This window comes from Dietzia sp. 179-F 9C3 NHS, assembly GCF_045369825.1.
Classification (GTDB): domain Bacteria; phylum Actinomycetota; class Actinomycetes; order Mycobacteriales; family Mycobacteriaceae; genus Dietzia.
In genome coordinates this window covers 160,152-179,770 of the sequence record NZ_JBIQES010000005.1, presented here as the reverse complement: position 1 = coordinate 179,770, position 19,619 = coordinate 160,152, and the positions used below count along the sequence as shown (strand labels likewise).

Sequence of the window (19,619 nt, the reverse complement as noted above, 5' to 3'; positions counted from 1 at the left end):
TGAGTCCATGGCCGGGGCCGCTCACCCGCCCGCGAGCACGCGCGCCATGCCCCGGCCGAGGTCCTCCCAGCGCCATCTCTCGAGCACCCAGTTGCGGCCGGCCACGCCCATCGAGGACGCCCGTGGCCGGTCGGTGAGCAGACCCGCCACCGCGTCGGCCACCTCGCCCACCGCGGTGCCGTCCACCACGAGACCGGTGCGTCCGTCGATCACGGTCTCCGGCGCCCCGCCACTGCGTCCCGCGACCACGGGGACGCCGCACGCGGAGGCCTCGAGGTAGACGATCCCGAGACCCTCCACGTCGAGCCCCCCGCCGCGGGTACGGCACGGCATGGCGAACACGTCCGCCATCCGGTGGTGGTCAACGATCTCCTCGGCCGGGACGCGTCCGGTGAAGACGACGCGGTCGGCCACGCCGTGTCGCCGGGCGAGTCCCTCGAGGGTCTTCCGGTACGGGCCCCCGCCGACCACTACGAGCAGCGCGCCGGGCGCACGCCGGACGATTTCCGGCATCGCGCGGATGAGCACGTCCTGCCCCTTGCGCGGTACGAGGCGGGACAGGCACACGATCACGTCCCGGTCCGCGACGCCGTACCGCTCACGGATCGCGCGCCGGCGCACCGGGTCGGGCCGGAACGTCCCGGTGTCCACTCCGCCCGGCTGGTGGACCAGGCGGGCCCGAGGACCGAACGCGGACGCGAATCGCCGGCGCGTGTACTCGCTCACGTAGGTGATCGCGTCGGTGGAATCGCCGATCATCCGGAGGACCTGACGGGCACCGGGGACCATGGACCAGCCCACCTCGTGCCCGTGGGTGCTCGCGACGACCCGGGTCACCGGACCGGTGCGCAGGACCGGCGCCAGCGTCGCGAGGGGCGCGGCCGCCCCGAACCATACCGTGCCCGCCCCGAAGTCGTCCGCGAGTCGCCGTGCGCGGTGGGCCAGGTCCGGCGTGGGCAGCAGCATCTCCGTGGGCACCCGCTCGACCACGTACGGCCGCGTGGCGTCGTAGGCCGCGGACTCGTCTCCCCGGAAGGTGGAGGCGAGGACCGCGACGTCGTTGGGGTCGAGCTGCGCGAGGTAGGTCTCGAGATACGACTGGATCCCGCCGGGGCGCGGCGGGTAGTCGTTGGTGATCAGCAGGGTCCGCGTCATCGGAGTCGAGCCTGCCACAGTCCGGGCCGTCGCCCGGTTCCGGGCGCGGGGTTCCGGGCGCGGGATTCCGGGCTCAGTACCGCCGGATCGAGTGGATCGGCATCACGTCCATGGGCTCGAGCTTGACCGGCTGGCCGTAGGTGGGCGCGTGGACGATGAGGCCGTCGCCCGCGTACATGCCGACGTGCGTGGCCCCCGGAAAGTAGATGACGAGGTCGCCCGGCTGCAGGTCCTGCTGCGCCACCGGGGCGCCGGCCGTCGCCTGCGCCTGACTCGAGCGCGGCAGCGTCTTGCCCTCCTGCGCGTAGGACCACACCATGAGGCCCGAGCAGTCGAACTCCGAAGGGCCGGTCGCACCCCACGAGTACGGCGAGCCGAGCCGCGAGAGCGCCACCCGCAGCGCGGCGGCGTTGACCCCGTCGACCGGCGGGGCCACGTACCCCTCCGGCATGACGGGCCCACCCGCCCAGAGCGCGCGCTGCGCCTCGGACAGGGCGTCGACGCGGCTGCGGACCTCGTCGATCCGCGCCGTCATCTCCTCGGACCGGCGGTCCAGTTCGTCGGCGCGGGCCCGGGCGTCGTCGGCCGCGGCGCGCGCGGCGTCGGAGGCCAGCCGCGCCTCCTCCCGGTACCGGGCGGCTTCGGACGAGGCCTGCCGGGACGCGTCGAGCGCGCTCGTCGTGGCGCCCGTGAGCCGCTGGAGCGCCCCGAGACGGTCCACGAGGTCGCGCGGGCTGTCCGCGAGGACCGCGGCGCGGGCGCCGTCGGTGCCGCCCCCGCGGTAGCGCATGGTGGCGATGTCGTCGACGAGCGACTGGTCCCGGAACGCCGCGCGGTCCGCCAGTGCCGCGCGCCCGGCGGCGACCCCCGCCGCCCGAACACGGGCGTCGCGGTCGGCCTCGGCCTGCTCGAGTTCCGCCCGCGCCAGGTGCAACTCTTCGCCCAGCGCGCCGGCCTCCTCGGAGAGGCGGCTCAGCTCGGCGAGATCCTCACCCGCTTCGCCGGTGGCGGGCTGGTCCGCGACGGCCGCGACGTCCCCGGGGCCGGGCGCGGCGGGCTGGGCGCTGACGGGGGCGCTCCCCACAGAGAGGACGGCCGCGACGGCGACGGTGCCGGCGGCCGCGCGGAACGGACGGGTCAGGGACACGGCGGGACCTTCGGATGAGTACTCAGGGGGACGACGACGCGGCGTGGGGGTGCCGCACGGAGCACGAGTCTACAGACAGCGGACCCCGCCGACACCCGGTTCGTGACCGGGCGTCGGCGGGGTGCCGGGATAGGTGCTCGGAGCCGCGACTCAGTAGTAGCGGGTGGCGCCGTAGAACGGCATCGAGTCGACCGGCGCGTAGCTCACGCTCGTACCGGAGTAGGGCGCGTGGACGACCTGGCCGTTGCCGGCGTAGATGCCGACGTGGGTGGCGCCGCTGTAGAAGGCCACGATGTCACCGGGCTGCAGGTCCGACTTGGCGACCGGGGTGCCGCCGCCGATCTGGGCCTGGCTGGTGCGCGGAATGGAGATGCCCACCTCCTTGTACGCCCACGACGTCAGGCCGGAGCAGTCGAAGGAGTTGGGACCGGTGGCGCCCCACACGTAGGGCGAGCCCACGCGGGTCTTGGCGGCGTCGAGGATGCGCTGGCCGGTGGAGACCTGCGGTGCCGGGTTGGCGAACTCGACGGGGGCAGCGGCCTGCTGCAGGCCGGGCGGGAGGGCGATGCCCTCGGGGACGTCGACGGTGACCTTGTTCGGCACACCCGGCAGGCGGAGCTCGGCGGGGACATCCACCGTCACGGGCGCGGCGGTCGCGGTACCGGCGGCGGCAACGGCGGCACCGGCGGCGAGCATGCCGGCCGCGGCGACACGACGACCGTTCGAGCTGGTCTTGATGCTGTGGGCTCCCACGAGAGACGAATCCTCTTTCTTCCTGGCGACACCGACCGGGTTAGCTGACGGGTTCGGACACGCAAGGCTGTCCTACGCCGACCGTGACCTGGCGGCCCTGTCGGCGATTCACCCCAGTGGAACGTGGTTCCCCGGCGAGCCTCTCGACTCTTAGGTGGTGACCCCGGCTCCCCACCGGTGGGCGGGCGATGACTTCCGAGGTCTCGAAAAGGTTACGAAACCGTCTCGTCGATGTCCAGTTGCCACGTCAGGCAGCGCCCTGGACCCCCACGATCTCGACCTCCGAGAGCAGCCCGGCCGCCCGGAGCACCTCGATCGCGGACCGGATCTCCGGCGCCAGGACATACCCACATGAGTCCGCTTCCGGCGCTTCTACCGGGACATTTTCCGCACCGAGGACGTCGATGAGGCAATCGTCGCAGCCGTGCAGCGCTCGTGGACAACGGGAGCAGTCGATCGAGAGCATGATCTATGTCACATCCCATCCCGGGCGTGTTGCCCGTTCGTTACCGTTCCGCGATTTGCGGCCCTGCCGCGGACCCTACGGTCCGGCTACGACATCCCCCGTGCGGCGGCGGAACCCTGTCGGAGGCACGGGCTACCGTCCCGGGCATGCACTACGCCACCGCCGACCCCGTGGGGATCCAGGTCGCGTTCGACGAACTCGAACCCGACCTGTCGCAGGTGACCTTCGTCGTCGTCGACCTCGAGACCACCGGGACACGGCCGGGCACCGACGAGATCACCGAGGTCGGTGCGATCAGGGTGTGCGGCGGAGAGGTCCAGGCCGAGCTGTCCACCTTCGTCGCCATCGACGGCACCCTCCCCGCCCACGTCAGCCGACTCACCGGCATCGCTCCCGAGGACCTGCACGGCGCCCCCTCCCTCGGCGAGGTGATGTCGACCTTCCTCGAATTCTCCCGCGGGGCGGTCCTCGTGGCGCACAACGCCCGGTTCGACCTCGGGTTCCTCCGTGCCGCCGCGGCCGCCGTCGACCTCGCCTGGCCCGATCCGGTGTCGCTGTGCACGCTCGCGCTCGCCCGCCGCATCCTCCACTCCGGCGAGACCCGCAGCCACCGCCTCGCCGACCTCGCGGCCCACCTCGGCGCCACAGTGCAGCCCACACACCGCGCGCTCGCGGACGCCCGCGCCACGGTCGACGTCCTCCACGCCCTCATCGCCCGGGTCGGGGACTGCGGGGTGGCGACCGTCTCCGAACTCCGCGCCTACGACGCCCGCCTCTCCCCCGACGTCCGCCGCCGCGCCGCCCTCACCGACGGCCTGCACCGCGGGCCGGGTGTCTACGTGTTCCGCGACGCGGCCGGGGGCCCGCTGTACGTCGGGTCGTCCACCGACGTGCGCCGCCGCGCCCGCTCCTACTACTCCGGCGGCGACACGCGCGGGCGCATGCGCACGATGGTCGGACTGGCGACCACGGTCGACGCCGTCCCCTGCGCGCACATGCTCGAGGCGTGGACCGTCGAGGAACAGCTCATCGACGCTCTCCAGCCGCCGTACAACCGGCGGTCCCGGAGCCCGCGTCGCGGCTGGTGGCTCGATTCGGCCCCCGACGGCTCCGCTCGGCCGCGGGTCACGCGGACCCCCGGGGGCTCCGGAGCCGTGGGGCCGTTCCGACGCGCGGACGACGCCCGCGAGGCCTGGTCCGACCTCATGGCGCTGCCCGACCCCCCGCGATCGCGGGAGCGCTGGGACGCCCTGGCCGGGGGCACCGACTCCTCGGCGCTGCGCGCCCTGGTCTCCGAGGTGGACGCCCTCGCGTCCCGCGGGGCGTTCGAGCGGGCCGCCCGCCTCCGGGACCGGGTGGCCGCACTCGTCCGGCTCCTCGCCCGGCACCAGGCACTCGCCGCCACCGCGGCGCTGCCGGAGCTCGTCCTGGCGCAGGCCGGGCCGCGTCGGTCGTGGGCGGTGGCCGTGATCCGCCACGGACGCCTCGCCGCCTCCGGGTCGGTACCGGCCGGCGCGGCCCCGATGCCGGTCATCGACGCATTGCGGGCCGGAGCCGCCACCGTCGTGCCCGGCGACGGCCCCCTCGCCGGCGCGACCACCGCCCAGGTGGCCGCCGTGCACCGGTGGATCGACTCGGCACCCACGCGCATCGTCGCGGTCGACGGAGCGTGGACGATGGGCCGCGACGGAGCCCACGCACTCGAGGGGTGGGCCGGGTGCGCCGAGCAGGCCGCAGCGGACGCCGCTGTCTCACGGCCCGGGGAGGCCCGAACCCGGGAGTGGCCGCGCCGGGCCCGGTGACGTCGCTAGCCGGCGGTCGCGCTGAACCCCATCCACGCCTCGAGCAGCCGGGCCGCGTCGCCACCGTCGATGGCCGCCGCCGCCCGGTCGATCGCCGCCCGCATCGCCTCGACAAGGTCCTCACCGTGCTCGAGCTTGTCGAAGGCCACCAGCGCGGCGGCCGAGTTGAGGAGCACCGCGTCCCGCACCGGCCCCGTGGACCCGGCGAGCAACTCCCGCGCCACGCCCGCGTTGTGGATGCCGTCCCCGCCGCGGAGCTCCTCGATCGAACACGGGGCCATCCCGAAGTCCTGGGGACGGACCTCGTCCTCCTCGATCCGGCCGTCCGCCACCCGCAGGACCCGCGTGGGGCCGGTGAGCGTGATCTCGTCCAGCCCGTCAGCCCCCCTCACCACGAGCGCCGACCGGCCCCGAAGCGCGAACACCTCGGCCATCACCCACATGAGGTCCTCGAAGGCACAGCCGATGAGGTTCGCCGCAGGCGCGGCCGGATTGGTGAGCGGTCCGAGGATGTTGAAGACGGTGGGGATGCCGATTTCCCGTCGCGGGGCGGCGGCGAAGCGCAGGGCCGGGTGGAACACGGGGGCGAAGCAGAACGCCACCCCGATCTCCTCGACGCAGCGGGCCACCTCCTCGGGACCGAGGTCGATGGTCACACCGAGAGCCTCCAGCACGTCCGCTCCCCCACTCTTCGACGAAGCCGCCCGGTTGCCGTGCTTGACCACGGGGACCCCGCAGGCACTGACCACGAGCGAGGACATGGTGGAGATGTTGACCGTCCCCTGCCTGTCACCGCCGGTGCCCACGATGTCCACGCACGACCTCGCGGTGGGGACGCGGCGGGAGTAGGCGAGCATCGTCGAGGACAGCGCATCGAGTTCGGGGCCAGTGACCCCCTTCATCTTGAGCGCCACGCCGAACGCGGCGACCTGCGCGTCGGTCGCCGTCCCCTCCATGATCTGGGCCATCGCCCACCCGGCGGCTTCCGGCTCCAGGTCCTCACCCGCGGTGAGGTCACCGAGCACGTCGGGCCACGACCCGTCCCAGTCGAACGCCGCCGAACTCCCCACAGGTCACGCCCTCTCTCCCGATTGGATCGGCGGACCGCCGGGGTCCGACGGTCCGCGTGTGGCCAATCGTGCCACCAGCGCCGCACCCGCCGCCGGGGGAACCCCCTCAGGACGCACCCCGGACGCCCCCGCGGACAGGCTGAGAGCGCCCTGATAGCCCCTGCTTGGGGTGTATATGGCCACCCGACGACAGCTGTCTTCTCGGACGACCTGCGGAAACGCGATCGGGACACGCCGAAATCGGGGGTCCGTGCTGACTGGGCACCCCACCTGGGACATACTTGCCCTCGTGACGAGCGCAGTTGGAAATTCAGGATCGGCCATGGCCCAGCGTGTTCATTCGCTGAACCGGCCGAACATGGTCAGTGTGGGCACCATCATCTGGTTGTCCCAGGAGCTGATGTTCTTCGCGGGTCTCTTCGCGATGTACTTCGTCTCCAAGGCGAACTCGGGGGGTGACTGGCCCTCGTATCCGACGCACCTCAACGTCCCGTTCGCGCTGACGATCACGACGATCCTCGTGGCATCGTCGTTCACCTGTCAGCTGGGCGTGTTCGCCGCCGAGCAGGGCGACGTGTTCGGGCTCCGCCGCTGGTACGCCATCTCCGCCCTCATGGGCACGGTGTTCCTCATCGGGCAGGTGTACGAGTACGTCATGCTCTATCTCGAGGGGACGACCATCTCCTCGAGCGTCTACGGCTCGGTCTTCTTCATCACCACCGGCTTCCACGGACTCCACGTCCTCGCGGGCGTCATCGCCTTCGTGGTGCTCATCATGCGCACCACGATGTCCCGGTTCACGCCGGCACAGGCAACCGCCGCGATCGTCGTGTCGTACTACTGGCACTTCGTTGACGTTGTCTGGATCGGCCTCTTCGTCGTCATCTACTTCATCCAGTAGTCAGCTGGCCGCAGGACGCCGCGTCCAGCAGGTCCCAACACCAAAGGGAACTCACCAATGAACACACCTCACCAGCCCGCCGCGGACAGCCCGGCGCCGGAGCCCGCTGGGGCTCCCGAGCGCTGGGTCTCGACCAAGCGTCGTCGCAAGGCCACCGGAGCGCTCGTCATCGCCGCCGGCCTGCTCGGCGCCGGCGCCATCGCCACCGCCGTGGTGCCCGACCCGCAGGTCGCCACCGCGAACGAGGACAACGCGGCGCTCGTCGCCGAGGGCAAGGCCCTTTACGACGTCGCCTGCATCACGTGTCACGGCCAGAACCTGCAGGGCGTCGAGGACCGCGGCCCGTCGCTCGTCGGCATGGGCGCCGGCGCCACCTACTTCCAGGTCAACTCCGGCCGGATGCCGATGGCCATCAACGAGGCGCAGGCGGCCCGCAAGAAGCCCCGCTTCAGCGAGCACCAGACGCTCGCGCTCGCGGCCTACGTGGACGCCCACGGCGGCGGCTCGGAGATCATCCACGACGAGGACGGTTCGATCGCCCAGGAGTCGCTCCGCGGCGCCTCGGGGGAGGCCCGCGCCGAGGACATCGCGCGCGGCTCGGAGCTGTTCCGCCTCAACTGCGCGTCCTGCCACAACTTCACCGGCCGCGGCGGCGCCCTCTCGGCCGGCAAGTACGCCCCGATTCTCGATCCTGCCAACGAGCAGGAGATCTACCAGGCCATGCTCACCGGCCCGCAGAACATGCCCAAGTTCTCGGACCGTCAGCTCACGCCTGACGAGAAAAAGGACATCATCGCCTTCATCAAGGACACGGACTCCAAGGTTTCGCCCGGCGGCTACACGCTCGGCGGCCTCGGCCCCGTCACCGAAGGTGCGGCCATGTGGCTTGTCGGCATCGTCGCCCTCATCGGTGCGACCCTGTGGATCGGATCCCGTTCATGAGTGAGACCCCCAAGAACCCGTCCCCCGCGGACCTGGACCGGATGAGCGACGCCGAGCTCGTCACCCTGGGTACGCAGCTCGACGAGGTGGACGTCAAGTTCCGCAAGAACCGCTGGCCCGAGGGCGAGACCACGCGCGCCGAGAAGCGAGCCGCGGCCACCGTGACCATCTGGTTCACGCTGGCGGCCCTTCTGGCGCTCGCCTTTACCGTCATCTACATCTTCTGGCCCTGGGAGTACAAGGGCGAGGGAGAGGACGGCCACTGGCTCTACATGGCCTACACCCCTCTGCTGGGCATCACGATCGGCCTGTCGATCCTGTTCCTCGGCTTCGGCGCGGTGCAGTTCACCAAGAAGTTCATCCCCGAGGAGATCTCGGTCCAGACGCGTCACGACGGCGCCTCCGAGGACATCGACAAGCGGACCATCGCTGCCGAGCTCAACGACGCCTGGAACACCTCGACGCTCGGTCGCCGCAAGGTCATGGGCGGCATGCTCGGCGCCGGGGTGGGCCTCATCGGCCTCTCCGCGATCATCCCGCTCGGCGGCATGATCAAGAACCCGTGGAAGCCGCAGCACGACCTCAACGTCGCGGGTGACGGCACACTCCACACCACCGGCTGGACCCTCGCCTCCGACAACCGTCCCGACGGTATGCCCGCCGAGAAGGTCTACCTCGGTCGCGACACCGGAAAGGTCTACCCCGACGGGCACCCGCCGGCCGGCGAGGGCCGCCTCGAGCGCATCCGCGTCGAGGACCTGGCCGCCGGTGGCCTCGAGTCCGTGTTCCCGCTCCCCGAGAGCGCCCTGGGCAACTTCGAGGAGCACATGCACTCGATCCACGGCGTCCGCAACTCGGTCATGCTCATCCGCTTCCGTCCCGAGGACGCGGCGCGGGTCATCAAGCGCAAGGGCCAGGAGAACTTCAACTACGGCGACCTGTACGCCTTCTCGAAGATCTGCACGCACCTCGCCTGCCCCACCTCGCTCTACGAGCAGCAGACGCATCGCTTCCTCTGCCCGTGCCACCAGTCGCAGTTCGACGCGCTCGAGTACGCGAAGCCGATCTTCGGCCCCGCCGCGCGTGCGCTTCCGCAGCTGCCCATCGCGGTGGACAGCGAGGGCTACCTCGTCGCCAACGGCGACTTCATCGAGCCGGTCGGACCTGCCTACTGGGAGCGTCGTTCATGAGCAACAACACCAAACTCGCCGCGATCGGCAACGAGCTCGACTCGCGGTACACGATGGCCAAGGGCATGCGCCGGCAGATCAACAAGGTCTTTCCGACGCACTGGTCCTTCCTCCTGGGCGAGATCGCGCTGTACAGCTTCATCATCCTGCTGATCTCGGGTGTCTACCTCACCCTGTTCTTCGACCCGTCGATGTCGAAGGTGATCTACCAGGGTGCCTACGCCCCGCTCAACGGCATCGAGATCTCACGCGCCTACGAGACGGCCCTGAACCTCTCGTTCGAGGTCCGCGGTGGCCTGTTCGTCCGTCAGATCCACCACTGGGCGGCCCTGCTGTTCGTGGCCTCCATGGTGGTCCACATGCTGCGCATCTTCTTCACGGGCGCGTTCCGCAAGCCGCGTGAGGCCAACTGGACCATCGGCTGCGTGCTGCTGCTCCTGGGCATCGTCGAGGGCTTCCTCGGCTACGGCCTGCCGGACGACGTCCTCTCGGGCACCGGTCTCCGGATCACCTCCGGCATCGTCGTGGGCCTCCCGGTGATCGGCACCTGGATGCACTGGATGATCTTCGGCGGCGACTTCCCCGGCGACCTCATGATCCCGCGGTTCTACGTCCTGCACGTGCTCATCATCCCGGCGATCATCCTCGCGCTCATCGCAGCGCACCTCGCCCTGGTCTGGTACCAGAAGCACACGCAGTTCCCCGGCCCCGGCCGGACCGAGAACAACGTCGTGGGCGTCCGGATCCTCCCGGTCTTCGCCGTCAAGTCCATCGCCTTCGGCGCGATCACGGTCGGCATGCTCATGCTCTTCTCGGGCGTGTTCACGATCAACGCGATCTGGAATCTCGGGCCGTACAACCCGTCACACATCTCCGCCGGTTCACAGCCGGACTGGTACATGCTGTGGACGGAGGGCGGCGCACGTGTCATGCCGGCATGGGAGCTCTACCTGGGCCCGTACACAATCCCCGCGGTCCTCTGGGTGGCCGTGATGCTCGGCGCCATGGTCGTACTGATGTTCGCCTACCCGCAGATCGAGGCCAAGCTCACCGGCGACAAGGCGCACCACAACCTGCTGCAGCGTCCGCGCGACGTCCCAGTGCGTACGGCGGCCGGTGTCATGGCGATCTCGTTCTACGTGATCCTCGTGCTGATGGGTTCCAACGACCTCATCGCGTACCACTTCAACATCTCGCTCAACGCCACCACGTGGGCCGGCCGCATCGGCCTGATCCTTGTGCCGCCGCTGGCGTACTTCTTCACCTACCGGCTGTGCCTGGGTCTCCAGCGCGCCGACCGCGAGGTGCTGGAGCACGGCATCGAGACCGGCATCATCATGCGCATGCCGCAGGGTGAGTTCATCGAGGTCCACCAGCCGCTCGGCGGCATGGACGACGACGGTCACGCCATCCCGCTCGAGTACGCCGGTGCCAAGGTCCCGACCAAGGCCAACCAGCTCGGTGCCGCCGGTCGCCCGATCCGCGGCATGTTCACCGCCGACCCGGCCGATGAGGCTCGCCGACTCGAGGACGCCGAGCACAGTGGCCACAGCGAGGAGTCCTCAATGCTCCGCACGCTGCAGGAGGAGAACCGCTCGCTCCACTCGCGCGACGAGCACTGATCCACCGGCTCACGCGCCGACCGCGGGCCGGATCTCCACTCGGAGATCCGGCCCGCGGTCCATTTCGCCTCCGGCGCGCTCGGATACCCTGCCGCGTCGAGCCCGCACCACCAGCTCCGAGCGCCCGTGTCGGTTCGCGCGGCCTGCGTCCCTCGCGGTTCGTGTGCTCTTCGCAACCCGAGCGGCCCGCATCGCCACCACTGCACCCGGGCGAGGTCGAGAATCTGACCACGGCCGTTGCCGATGCCGACGCCGTTGCCGGCGTGGGTCACTGCCCGCCGCCGGCCCCGCCACTGTTCACGTACATCTGCTCCGGCGCGCGCCAGGGCAGACGTACGCGATCAGTGGCGACGTCCGCGCCCCACGAGCATCTGCTCGAGCACGTGCCGGCCCCGACGACGCCGTGGCCCAAACGGCACGTCCCGTCGCAAGGGCACGCCGCCGGTGGGCGAGGGCCGCACGGCTCTCTGACGTCCTCAGCCGTCAGGTGGCGGCACCGGCGAGGAAAGGGGCCCATACATGGGTCCGCAGGCGCTCCACGGGCGTTCTGGCCCCCTCTAACGCGGGTGTCACGGAGCACGGGGCGACACGAGCACCTGCTGGACGCCACCGGGCCCAGCCGGCCGAGTTCCCCGGGACCGCCCAGCCCCCGGGACCGCCGAGCCCCCAGCTCCTGGACCAGAAACGGGGAGGCCCCCACCGCGGGCAGCGCGGTGGGGGCCTCCCGGAGAGACCGTGGGGGTCAGTGCTTCTCGCGACCCCAGTGGTATTCGAACACCAGGCCACTGGCGGTGATGATGATCGCCACAGCGCCGCCGATGATCACCCACCAGTTCCAGAACGCCGCGCCGAAGCCCAGCACGAAAATGGCGGAGGCGAGGAGGAAGGGCCAGAAGCTGTGCGGGCTGAAGAAGCCCAACTCGCCCGCTCCGTCCGAGACCTCTGCCATCTCGTAGTCCTCGGGCAGGGTGTTGATGCGGCGTCCGACGAACCGGAGGTAGCCGCCCACCAGGAGGCACAGGCCCGCGGTGAGGACCAGCGCCGTGGTACCCACCCACTCGACGTCGGTGCGCGAGCGCCCCGTCGAGTAGGCGTAGCCGACCGCGACGACGGCGAGGAATATGAACAGACCGTCGAAGATCTTCGTGGTTGCGCTCATCGTGCTGGAGTCCTTCGCGTGCTACCGGGGAGAGGCATCAGTTGGCGGATGCGTTCTCGATGATGTTGTTCGTGTCACGAGTGTCGCCACGGCCCGTCTTGAACGGGGCGGTGGACGTGGCGTACGGGTCCTGGCCGATGGCCTCGAGAGCCTCGGCGTTGGTCGCCGTCGGGTTGTCCTGGCGGAACTCGATGTAGCGACCGAAGTCCTCCGGGGACACCGCGCGGAGTTCGAAGTTCATCATCGCGTGGTAGGTGCCGCACATCTCGGCACAGCGGCCGACGAACGCGCCCTCACGCTCGATCCGCTCGACCTGGAACATGCTCAGCTGCTGGTTTTGGCCGGGGTGCGGCATCACGTCCAGCTTGTAGATGAACTCTGGGATCCAGAAGGAGTGGACCACGTCCGCGGACGCGAGCCGGAACTCGATCCGCGTGTCGGTGGGCACCACCAGGACCGGGACCTCCTCGGAGGTGCCGACGGTCTCGATGTTGTTGTAGTAGAGGAACGACTTGTCCTCGGCGAGACGGCCGTGGATCGGACCGCCGGCCGCGGGCTCACCGTGGTGGCCGAGCGCCTCGCGCTGCTCGTCGGAGAGGACACCGGCCTCTTCCGCGGCGCGCTGCGCCTCGTGGTTCGTGCCGTCCTCGATGGTCACGCCCCCGACGTTGTTGACGCGGTTGTAGCCGAACTTCCAGTTCCACTGGTAGGCGGTCACGTCCACCTTGACCCCGACCTGGTCCTCGGGGGCCAGGTGCAGAGCCTTGTTCTGGGTGAGAACGGTGAAGTAGAAGAGCACCGAGATGATCACGAACGGCACGGCGGTGTAGACCAGCTCGAGCGGGACGTTGTACCCGGTCTGCCGCGGGAACTCCTCGTCGCCCTTCTTCTTGCGGTGGAAGGCCATCGACCAGAAGATCAGGCCCCACACGAAGAAGCCGACGATCAGCGACGTGACCACCGTCAGCGTCCAGAACTCACGGATCGCGATGCCCTCGGGCGTGATGCCCTCCGGGAATCCGAAGTTCATGGTCTGGTTCCACCACTTGTTCTCGGTGTGGAGGCTGGGCAGAGTGCACCCGGACAAGAACAAGCCGAGAGTGCCGAGAGACACCGCGAGTGCAGCCCTGCGCGTCCGTCGACGCCCGTCACGCTGTTCCACCATCACGCCTTCCTGATCAGCGGCTCCGGCCACGTGGCCGGGACACCTAAGAAGAGTAGACCACGGCTCTCAGTTTGCGGGCCGCGGGTACCGGCAATTCACCGAAGTTCCCCCCTCGCCGTCGGGCGGAGTGGTGGGGAACGTCGACACCAGTAGTATTCGCCACGCACCGCGACCCGCGACAAGCGTGTCCGACCCCACCCCCGACCGATGATCGATGAGGTACCCGACGCATGTGTGGCCTGCTTGGTCTGCTCACCCCCGACGGCTCCGCGCGGGGCCTCGAGCCGAGGATCCTGTCGGCCATGGGGTGCCAGCGGCACCGGGGACCCGACGAGGTGGGGACGTGGGTTGACGACGACGTCGCGTTCGGCTTCAACCGGTTGTCGATCATCGACATCGCCCACTCGCACCAGCCGCTGCACTGGGGCCCGCCGGAACACCCCGACCGCTACGTCATGACGTTCAACGGCGAGATCTACAACTACCTCGAGCTCCGTGAGGAGCTGCAGCGGGAGTTCGGCGCCCGGTTCACGACGGAGGGTGACGGCGAGCCGATCCTCGTGGGCTTCCACCACTGGGGGGCCGGCGTGGCCCGGCGGCTGCGGGGAATGTTCGCCTTCGCGATCTGGGACACGGTCGAGCGCACTCTGTTCGTGGCGCGCGACCCGTTCGGCATCAAGCCGCTCTACATGGCGTCGGGCCCCGGGGGCACGGCCGTCGCGAGCGAGAAGAAGTCGCTCCTGGAGCTCGTCGACGTCCTCGCCGTCGACACCTCGATCGACACCCGCGCCCTCCAGCACTACGTCACCCTCCAGTACGTCCCGGAGGACGAGACACTGACCCGCGGCGTCCGGCGCCTCGAGTCCGGGTGCCACGCCACCCTCTCCCCTGGCGCCGCACCGGTGGTCGAGCGCTACTTCGAGCCCACGTTCCCGGTGGTGCCGGTGGCCGACGGCGAGGCGGAGAAGCGCTACGACCAGATCGCGGCCGCGCTCGAGGACTCGGTGGCCAAGCACATGCGCGCCGACGTCACGGTGGGGTCCTTCCTCTCCGGCGGCATCGACTCCACGGCGATCGCCGCCCTGGCCCGCCGGCACAACGAGAACCTGCTGACCTTCACCACCGGCTTCGAGCGGGAGGGCTACTCGGAGATCGACGTGGCCGCCGAGTCGGCCGCCGCGATCGGGGTCGAGCACATCGTCAAGGTGGTCTCCCCCGAGGAGTTCGCCGCCGCGATCCCGGAGATCATCTGGTACCTCGACGAGCCGGTGGCCGACCCGGCGCTCGTCCCCCTGTACTTCGTGGCGGCCGAGGCCCGCAAGCACGTCAAGGTGGTCCTGTCCGGCGAGGGCGCGGACGAGTTGTTCGGTGGCTACACCATCTACAAGGAGCCGCTCTCGCTCGCCGCGTTCGAGAGGGTGCCGGGGGCGCTGCGCCGCGCACTCGGCCGGGCCAGCACCCGCCTGCCCGAGGGGATGCGGGGCAAGAGCCTGCTCCACCGGGGCTCGCTCACCCTCGAGGACCGCTACTACGGCAACGCCCGCTCCTTTTCCGAGGAGCAGGTGCGCTCTGTGCTCCGCGACTACCGGCCCGAGTGGGGGCACCAGGACGTCACCGGGCCCATCTACGAGCGCTCACGCGGCTGGGACCCCGTGGCCCGGATGCAGCACCTGGACCTGTTCACGTGGCTGCGGGGCGACATCCTGGTCAAGGCGGACAAGATCACCATGGCCAACTCCCTCGAGCTGCGCGTGCCCTTCCTGGACCGAGAGGTCTTCGAGGTCGCGCGGCGTTTGCCGCACTCGGAGAAAATCGCCCACGGCACCACCAAGTACGCGCTGCGCCAGGCCATGGAACGGATCGTCCCGGCGCACGTGCTGCACCGCCGCAAGCTGGGCTTCCCGGTGCCGACCCGCCACTGGCTAGCCGGTCCGGAGCTGCACGACTGGGCCCGCGAGCACGTCGCGGCGTCGGGGACGGACGAGTTCGTGGACAAGGCCGCCGTCCTGCGAATGCTCGACGAGCACCGGCGCGGCGACTCCGATCACAGCCGCCGCATCTGGACCATGCTGTGCTTCATGATCTGGCACGGCATCTTCGTCGAGGGGCGGATCACCCCCCGCATCGAGCAGCGCGAGTACCCGGTCCGGCTCTGAGGCTCCGGACGCCCCCCAGGCCTCAGCCGGGCAGGACGGCCACGATCTCCTGTGCGGCCTCGGCCCCGTAGGCGTCGGTGAGCCGGCGCCGCATCGCGGGCACGTCGAGCTCCCACTCCTGCGTGCCCGTCGTCTCCAGGACGAGGGTCGCCACCACGGCACCGAACTGCGCTGAACGCTCCAGGGAGAGCCCGTCCAGGACGCCGGTGAGGAAGCCGGCACGGAACGCATCCCCCACGCCGGTGGGGTCGAGGAGGTTTTCCGACGGCACGATGCCCACCTCGAGGGGCTCCGCGCCCTGCTCCACGATGACGACCCCCTTGCCGCCGCGGGTGGTGATCCGCGTGCCGACCCGGGCGTCCAGCTCCTCCGCCGTCCAGCCGGTCTTGGTGAGCAGCAGCTCGTACTCGTACTCGTTGGTGAAGAGGTAGCGGGCGCCGTCGACGAGGGCCTTGGCGGCCTCGCCGTCGAGAAAGGCGAGCTGCTGGGAGGGGTCGGCGGCGAAGTCGAGCCCGAGCTCGCGGCACTCGGCGGTGTGCGAGTGCATGGCCGTGGGGTCGTTGGCGCCCACGAGCACGATCTCGGGACGCCCGATGCGCTCGACGAGGCTGGCGAGCGAGATGGTGGCGGCCTCCCCCATCGCCCCGGGGTAGAAGGAGGCGAGCTGCGCCATGTCCGAGTCGGTGGTGCACACGAACCGGGCGGTGTGCATGGCGGTACTGATGTGCACGGCCGAGCAGTCCACGCCGTGCTCCTCGAGCCAGGCGCGGTAGTCGGCGAAGTCCTCGCCGGCGGCGCCCACGAGGTGCGGGGCCCGCCCAAGCACGCCGAGGGCGAAGGCGATGTTGCCTCCCACCCCACCCCGGCGGATCTGCAGCGAGTCCACGAGGAAGCTCAGCGACACGTGGGCCAGCTGGTCGGGCAGGAGCTGCTCGGAGAACCGACCGGAGAAGGTCATGAGGTGATCGGTGGCGATGGATCCGGTGATGACGACGGGCATGCCCCAGACAGTAGACGCCCCGGGCCGGTCGTCGATCGGCCCGGGTCGTCGGTGCGCGGGGGCGTCCCCGCCGGAGGTCAGTTGAACGAGTCGCCACAGGCGCAGGAGCCGGTGGCCTGCGGGTTGTCGATCGTGAAGCCCTGCTTCTCGATGGTGTCCACGAAGTCGATCGACGCGCCGGTGAGGTACGGCACGCTCATGCGGTCCACGGCCAGCTTGACGCCGCCGAACTCGTCCACGACGTCGCCGTCGAGCGTGCGGTCGTCGAAGAACAGCTGGTAGCGCAGGCCCGCGCAGCCGCCGGGCTGGACGGCGATGCGCAGCGAGAGGTCGTCGCGCCCCTCCTGTTCGAGGAGCGCCTTGGCCTTGGAGGCCGCGGCGTCGGTGAGCACCACACCGGTGGCGGTGTTCTCTGCAGTGGTCATGAGCGGTTCTCCTTGCGGTGTCACAGACGGGTCGGTGGTCGTCTGAGGGGTGCAACGCCCCGACGGGCGTCCTCTATTCCCGCTCCACGGTACGCCCTCGTCGCGCGCGGGCTGGATGTCCGCCACCCAACGGCATCGCCTAGCCTGGGTGCGTGAAGTTGCGCGCATTCGGCTCCAGGAACGATCGGCCCGGCGAGGATCCGGAGGACCGGGCGGCCACGCCCGCCCCCGCCCCGGAGTCGACCGTCGATCCGAAGCGCCCGGCGGGCAAGGGCAAGCCCACCCCCAAGCGCCGCGACCAGGAGCGCGCCCGGGGCCTGCATACCGGCCCGGTGACGGCGCCGATGACGCGCAGGGAGGCCAAGGAGCGCAAGAAGGCGGCCGAGGCCGGCATGTCCAAGGAGGAGCGCAAGGCGCACCGCGCCGAGTTGCGGGCGGCCCGCGAGGAGCGGCGCCAGCTCATGCTGGACGGTGACGACCGCTACGTGCTCTCCCGGGACCGCGGCGAGGTCCGCCGGTACACGCGCGACTGGGTGGACACCCACCGGCGCCTCATCAACTGGTTCATGCCGTTGGCACTGTTCGTCATCGTGTTCCAGCTCATCCCGGACCCCACGCTCATGATGTACAGCCAGACGCTGTTCCTCATCCTCATCGCGGTGATCGTCGTGGACGGCGTCCTGCTCGGCCGCTCGGTCAACAGGGCGGTCCGCGAGCGGTTCCCGGACACCGAGGACACCGGCTTCGGCCTGGGCTTCTACGCGGTCATGCGCGCCACCCAGCCCCGCATGCTCCGCACCCCGCGCCCGCGGGTCCGCCCCGGCGACATGATCTGACCCCACGCGCCCCGTTTCCCCGACACCCCGAAAGGCCACTGACACCATGCGCCTGCTCGTCCTCGGCGGCACCCGCTCGGGTAAATCCGCTCACGCGGAGGCCGTGGCCGCCGCCGCCGGCGCGCCGGTGGTCTATGTGGCGACCGCGCGCCGGGATGACGCCGACGCCGAGATGGCCGACCGCATCGCCGCGCACCGCGACCGCCGGCCCGCCGACTGGGTGACCGAGGAGACCACCGAGCTGGCGCGGGTCCTGCGGGAGCACCCGGACGCGACGGTCCTTGTCGACGACCTGGGGGGCTGGCTCACCGCTCGTCTCGACGCGACGCTCGGCTGGACCGACGGCGGCCACGGGCTCGCCGCGGAGCTCGACGCCCTCGTGGAGGCGGTGGCCCACCACCCGGGGTCGCTCGTCCTGGTCTCCCCCGAGGTCGGGCTGGGCGTGGTCCCGGACACGCTCTCGGGTCGTGTCTTCGGCGACCTGCTCGGCACGCTCAACCGGAGGATGGCCGACGCCTGTGGCGACGCGGTCCTCGTCGTCGCCGGCCGGGTCCTGCCCCTCGGGGCCTCCGGCTCCGGCTCCGGCACCGGGGGCTCCGCGGCCATCGCGACCGCCCCGGTTGCAGCGGCGACGGTGTCCTCAACGACGACGAGCCCGGCGGCTCCGGAGGACGACGACGAGGGCGCGGCCGCGCCCACCTCCCGCGGGACCGGCCGGGACGCCGCGCCCGCCGATCCCCCGGCCGGCGGTTTCCGCGGGCTCGACGACGTGCGGTACTACGACGACCCGGTCGCTTTTGAACCCGTCCAAGGCCCATCGCACTCCGTCGCCGACGAGGCGCGTGCCCGCCAGCTCACCCTGACCAAGCCGGCAGGCTCGCTGGGCCGGCTCGAGGAGCTCGGCGTGTGGATCGCGTCGTGCCAGGAGACGTGCCCGCCGCGGCCGCTGGAGCGGGCGCGGGTCGTGGTGTTCGCCGGCGACCACGGCGTGGCCGCCGGCGGCGTGTCCGCCTATCCGCAGGAGGTGACCCTGCAGATGGCGGGCAACATCGTGGGCGGCGGTGCCGCCGTCTCCGTGCTGGCGCGCGCGGCCGGGGCCACGGTCCGCGTGGCCGACCTCGCGATGGCCGACGAGGTCCCGGGCGGGCTCGACGACCACAAGGTCCGCCGCTCCAGCGGGTCCATCGACCGCGAGGACGCGCTGACCGAGGACGAGGTCCGCGCCGCGATCGCGGCCGGGCGCCGGATCGCCGACGAGGAGGTCGACGGCGGGGCGGACCTGCTCATCGCCGGCGACCTGGGCATCGGCAACACCACCCCCGCCACCGTTCTGACCTGCCTCGTCACGGGCCGCGAACCGGTCGAGCTCGTGGGCCGCGGCACGGGCATCGACGACGAGGGGTGGATGCGCAAGACCGCCGCCATCCGCGACGCGATGTTCCGCTGCTCCGATGACCTGCGCAATCCCGTGGCGCTGCTGCGTCGCGCGTCCGGAGCCGACATCGCGGCCATGGCCGGCTTCCTCGCCCAGGCCGCCCAGCGGCGCACTCCCTGCCTCCTCGACGGCGCGGTCGTCACGTCGGCGGCACTGCTCGCCGAGTTCCTCGCCCCCGGCTCCCGCCAGTGGTGGGCGGCCGGACACCGCAGCGCCGAGCCCTGCCACTCGGCGGCCCTGACCTATCTCTCGCTCGAGCCGATCCTCGAGCACTCGATGCGGCTCGGCGAGGGCAGCGGCGCGGTGGCCGCGCTCCCCACCGTCCACGCCGCCGTCGCGATCCTCGGGGAGATGGCGACCTTCGCCGACGCCGGGGTCAGCGACAAGGACTGACG

Annotated in this window: 17 protein-coding genes and 1 riboswitch; of the genes, 8 read left to right on the top strand and 9 right to left on the bottom strand. The window is 70.9% G+C overall.

Annotated elements, in window-relative coordinates; all coding sequences use genetic code 11:
- Positions 1 to 21: 21 nt before the first annotated feature.
- The 4 genes from ACH0BZ_RS08315 to ACH0BZ_RS08300 form a co-directional block, all read right to left on the bottom strand.
- The gene (locus ACH0BZ_RS08315; RefSeq protein WP_406897652.1) at positions 22 to 1,155 is read right to left on the bottom strand and encodes a glycosyltransferase family 4 protein; all 1,134 of its coding nucleotides are present in this window, start codon (positions 1,153 to 1,155) and stop codon (positions 22 to 24) included.
- Between the two features lie 73 nt (positions 1,156 to 1,228).
- Positions 1,229 to 2,302, bottom strand: coding sequence for an NlpC/P60 family protein (locus tag ACH0BZ_RS08310; RefSeq protein ID WP_406897651.1), 1,074 nt, complete (start codon positions 2,300 to 2,302; stop codon positions 1,229 to 1,231).
- 150 nt (positions 2,303 to 2,452) lie between these two features.
- The gene (locus ACH0BZ_RS08305; protein WP_406897649.1) at positions 2,453 to 3,055 is read right to left on the bottom strand and encodes a C40 family peptidase; all 603 of its coding nucleotides are present in this window, start codon (positions 3,053 to 3,055) and stop codon (positions 2,453 to 2,455) included.
- Between the two features lie 13 nt (positions 3,056 to 3,068).
- Positions 3,069 to 3,222: riboswitch (cyclic di-AMP (ydaO/yuaA leader) on the bottom strand.
- A gap of 80 nt (positions 3,223 to 3,302) precedes the next feature.
- Complete coding sequence (locus ACH0BZ_RS08300) at positions 3,303 to 3,521, bottom strand: hypothetical protein (RefSeq protein ID WP_406897648.1); 219 nt, start codon at positions 3,519 to 3,521, stop codon at positions 3,303 to 3,305.
- 146 nt (positions 3,522 to 3,667) lie between these two features.
- Between ACH0BZ_RS08300 and ACH0BZ_RS08295 the strand changes: the two genes are divergently transcribed.
- Complete coding sequence (locus ACH0BZ_RS08295; RefSeq protein WP_406897647.1) at positions 3,668 to 5,323, top strand: DEDD exonuclease domain-containing protein; 1,656 nt, start codon at positions 3,668 to 3,670, stop codon at positions 5,321 to 5,323.
- Positions 5,324 to 5,328: 5 nt separating this feature from the next.
- On the opposite strand, the gene trpD is transcribed toward ACH0BZ_RS08295, so the two are convergent.
- Positions 5,329 to 6,393, bottom strand: coding sequence for an anthranilate phosphoribosyltransferase (gene trpD / locus ACH0BZ_RS08290; protein ID WP_406897646.1), 1,065 nt, complete (start codon positions 6,391 to 6,393; stop codon positions 5,329 to 5,331).
- 289 nt (positions 6,394 to 6,682) lie between these two features.
- Between trpD and ACH0BZ_RS08285 the strand changes: the two genes are divergently transcribed.
- From ACH0BZ_RS08285 to ACH0BZ_RS08270, 4 genes are read left to right on the top strand one after another with little or no spacing between them, the layout of a single operon-like run.
- Positions 6,683 to 7,294 carry a heme-copper oxidase subunit III gene (locus ACH0BZ_RS08285; RefSeq protein ID WP_406897645.1) on the top strand — a complete coding sequence of 204 codons (612 nt, stop codon included), beginning with the start codon at positions 6,683 to 6,685 and terminating at the stop codon, positions 7,292 to 7,294.
- 57 nt (positions 7,295 to 7,351) lie between these two features.
- Positions 7,352 to 8,236: a c-type cytochrome gene (locus ACH0BZ_RS08280; RefSeq protein ID WP_406897644.1), complete on the top strand. Its 885-nt coding sequence runs from the start codon at positions 7,352 to 7,354 to the stop codon at positions 8,234 to 8,236.
- On the top strand, positions 8,233 to 9,426 hold the full coding sequence (locus tag ACH0BZ_RS08275) for a ubiquinol-cytochrome c reductase iron-sulfur subunit (RefSeq protein WP_406897643.1): 1,194 nt from the start codon (positions 8,233 to 8,235) through the stop codon (positions 9,424 to 9,426). Before ACH0BZ_RS08280 ends, ACH0BZ_RS08275 begins: the two co-directional genes overlap by 4 nt.
- Positions 9,423 to 11,048, top strand: a complete 1,626-nt coding sequence (locus ACH0BZ_RS08270; RefSeq protein WP_406897642.1) for a cytochrome bc complex cytochrome b subunit — start codon at positions 9,423 to 9,425, stop codon at positions 11,046 to 11,048. Before ACH0BZ_RS08275 ends, ACH0BZ_RS08270 begins: the two co-directional genes overlap by 4 nt.
- A gap of 742 nt (positions 11,049 to 11,790) precedes the next feature.
- Here the strand turns inward: ACH0BZ_RS08270 and ACH0BZ_RS08265 are convergent.
- Entirely contained in the window at positions 11,791 to 12,207 is a 417-nt protein-coding gene (locus ACH0BZ_RS08265) for a cytochrome c oxidase subunit 4 (RefSeq protein WP_406897641.1), read from the bottom strand.
- Between the two features lie 37 nt (positions 12,208 to 12,244).
- Entirely contained in the window at positions 12,245 to 13,372 is a 1,128-nt protein-coding gene (locus tag ACH0BZ_RS08260; RefSeq protein ID WP_406897640.1) for a cytochrome c oxidase subunit II, read from the bottom strand.
- 230 nt (positions 13,373 to 13,602) lie between these two features.
- Between ACH0BZ_RS08260 and asnB the strand changes: the two genes are divergently transcribed.
- The gene (asnB, locus tag ACH0BZ_RS08255) at positions 13,603 to 15,528 is read left to right on the top strand and encodes an asparagine synthase (glutamine-hydrolyzing) (RefSeq protein WP_406897639.1); all 1,926 of its coding nucleotides are present in this window, start codon (positions 13,603 to 13,605) and stop codon (positions 15,526 to 15,528) included.
- 22 nt (positions 15,529 to 15,550) lie between these two features.
- On the opposite strand, the gene ACH0BZ_RS08250 is transcribed toward asnB, so the two are convergent.
- Positions 15,551 to 16,528, bottom strand: a complete 978-nt coding sequence (locus ACH0BZ_RS08250; protein WP_406897638.1) for a carbohydrate kinase family protein — start codon at positions 16,526 to 16,528, stop codon at positions 15,551 to 15,553.
- Positions 16,529 to 16,605: 77 nt separating this feature from the next.
- The gene (locus ACH0BZ_RS08245) at positions 16,606 to 16,953 is read right to left on the bottom strand and encodes a HesB/IscA family protein (protein WP_406897637.1); all 348 of its coding nucleotides are present in this window, start codon (positions 16,951 to 16,953) and stop codon (positions 16,606 to 16,608) included.
- 152 nt (positions 16,954 to 17,105) lie between these two features.
- Here ACH0BZ_RS08245 and ACH0BZ_RS08240 point away from each other — a divergent pair, with 152 nt between their 5' ends.
- Positions 17,106 to 17,789, top strand: a complete 684-nt coding sequence (locus tag ACH0BZ_RS08240) for a DUF3043 domain-containing protein (RefSeq protein ID WP_406897636.1) — start codon at positions 17,106 to 17,108, stop codon at positions 17,787 to 17,789.
- A gap of 46 nt (positions 17,790 to 17,835) precedes the next feature.
- Complete coding sequence (cobT, locus tag ACH0BZ_RS08235) at positions 17,836 to 19,617, top strand: nicotinate-nucleotide--dimethylbenzimidazole phosphoribosyltransferase (protein ID WP_406897634.1); 1,782 nt, start codon at positions 17,836 to 17,838, stop codon at positions 19,615 to 19,617.
- Positions 19,618 to 19,619: the final 2 nt, after the last annotated feature.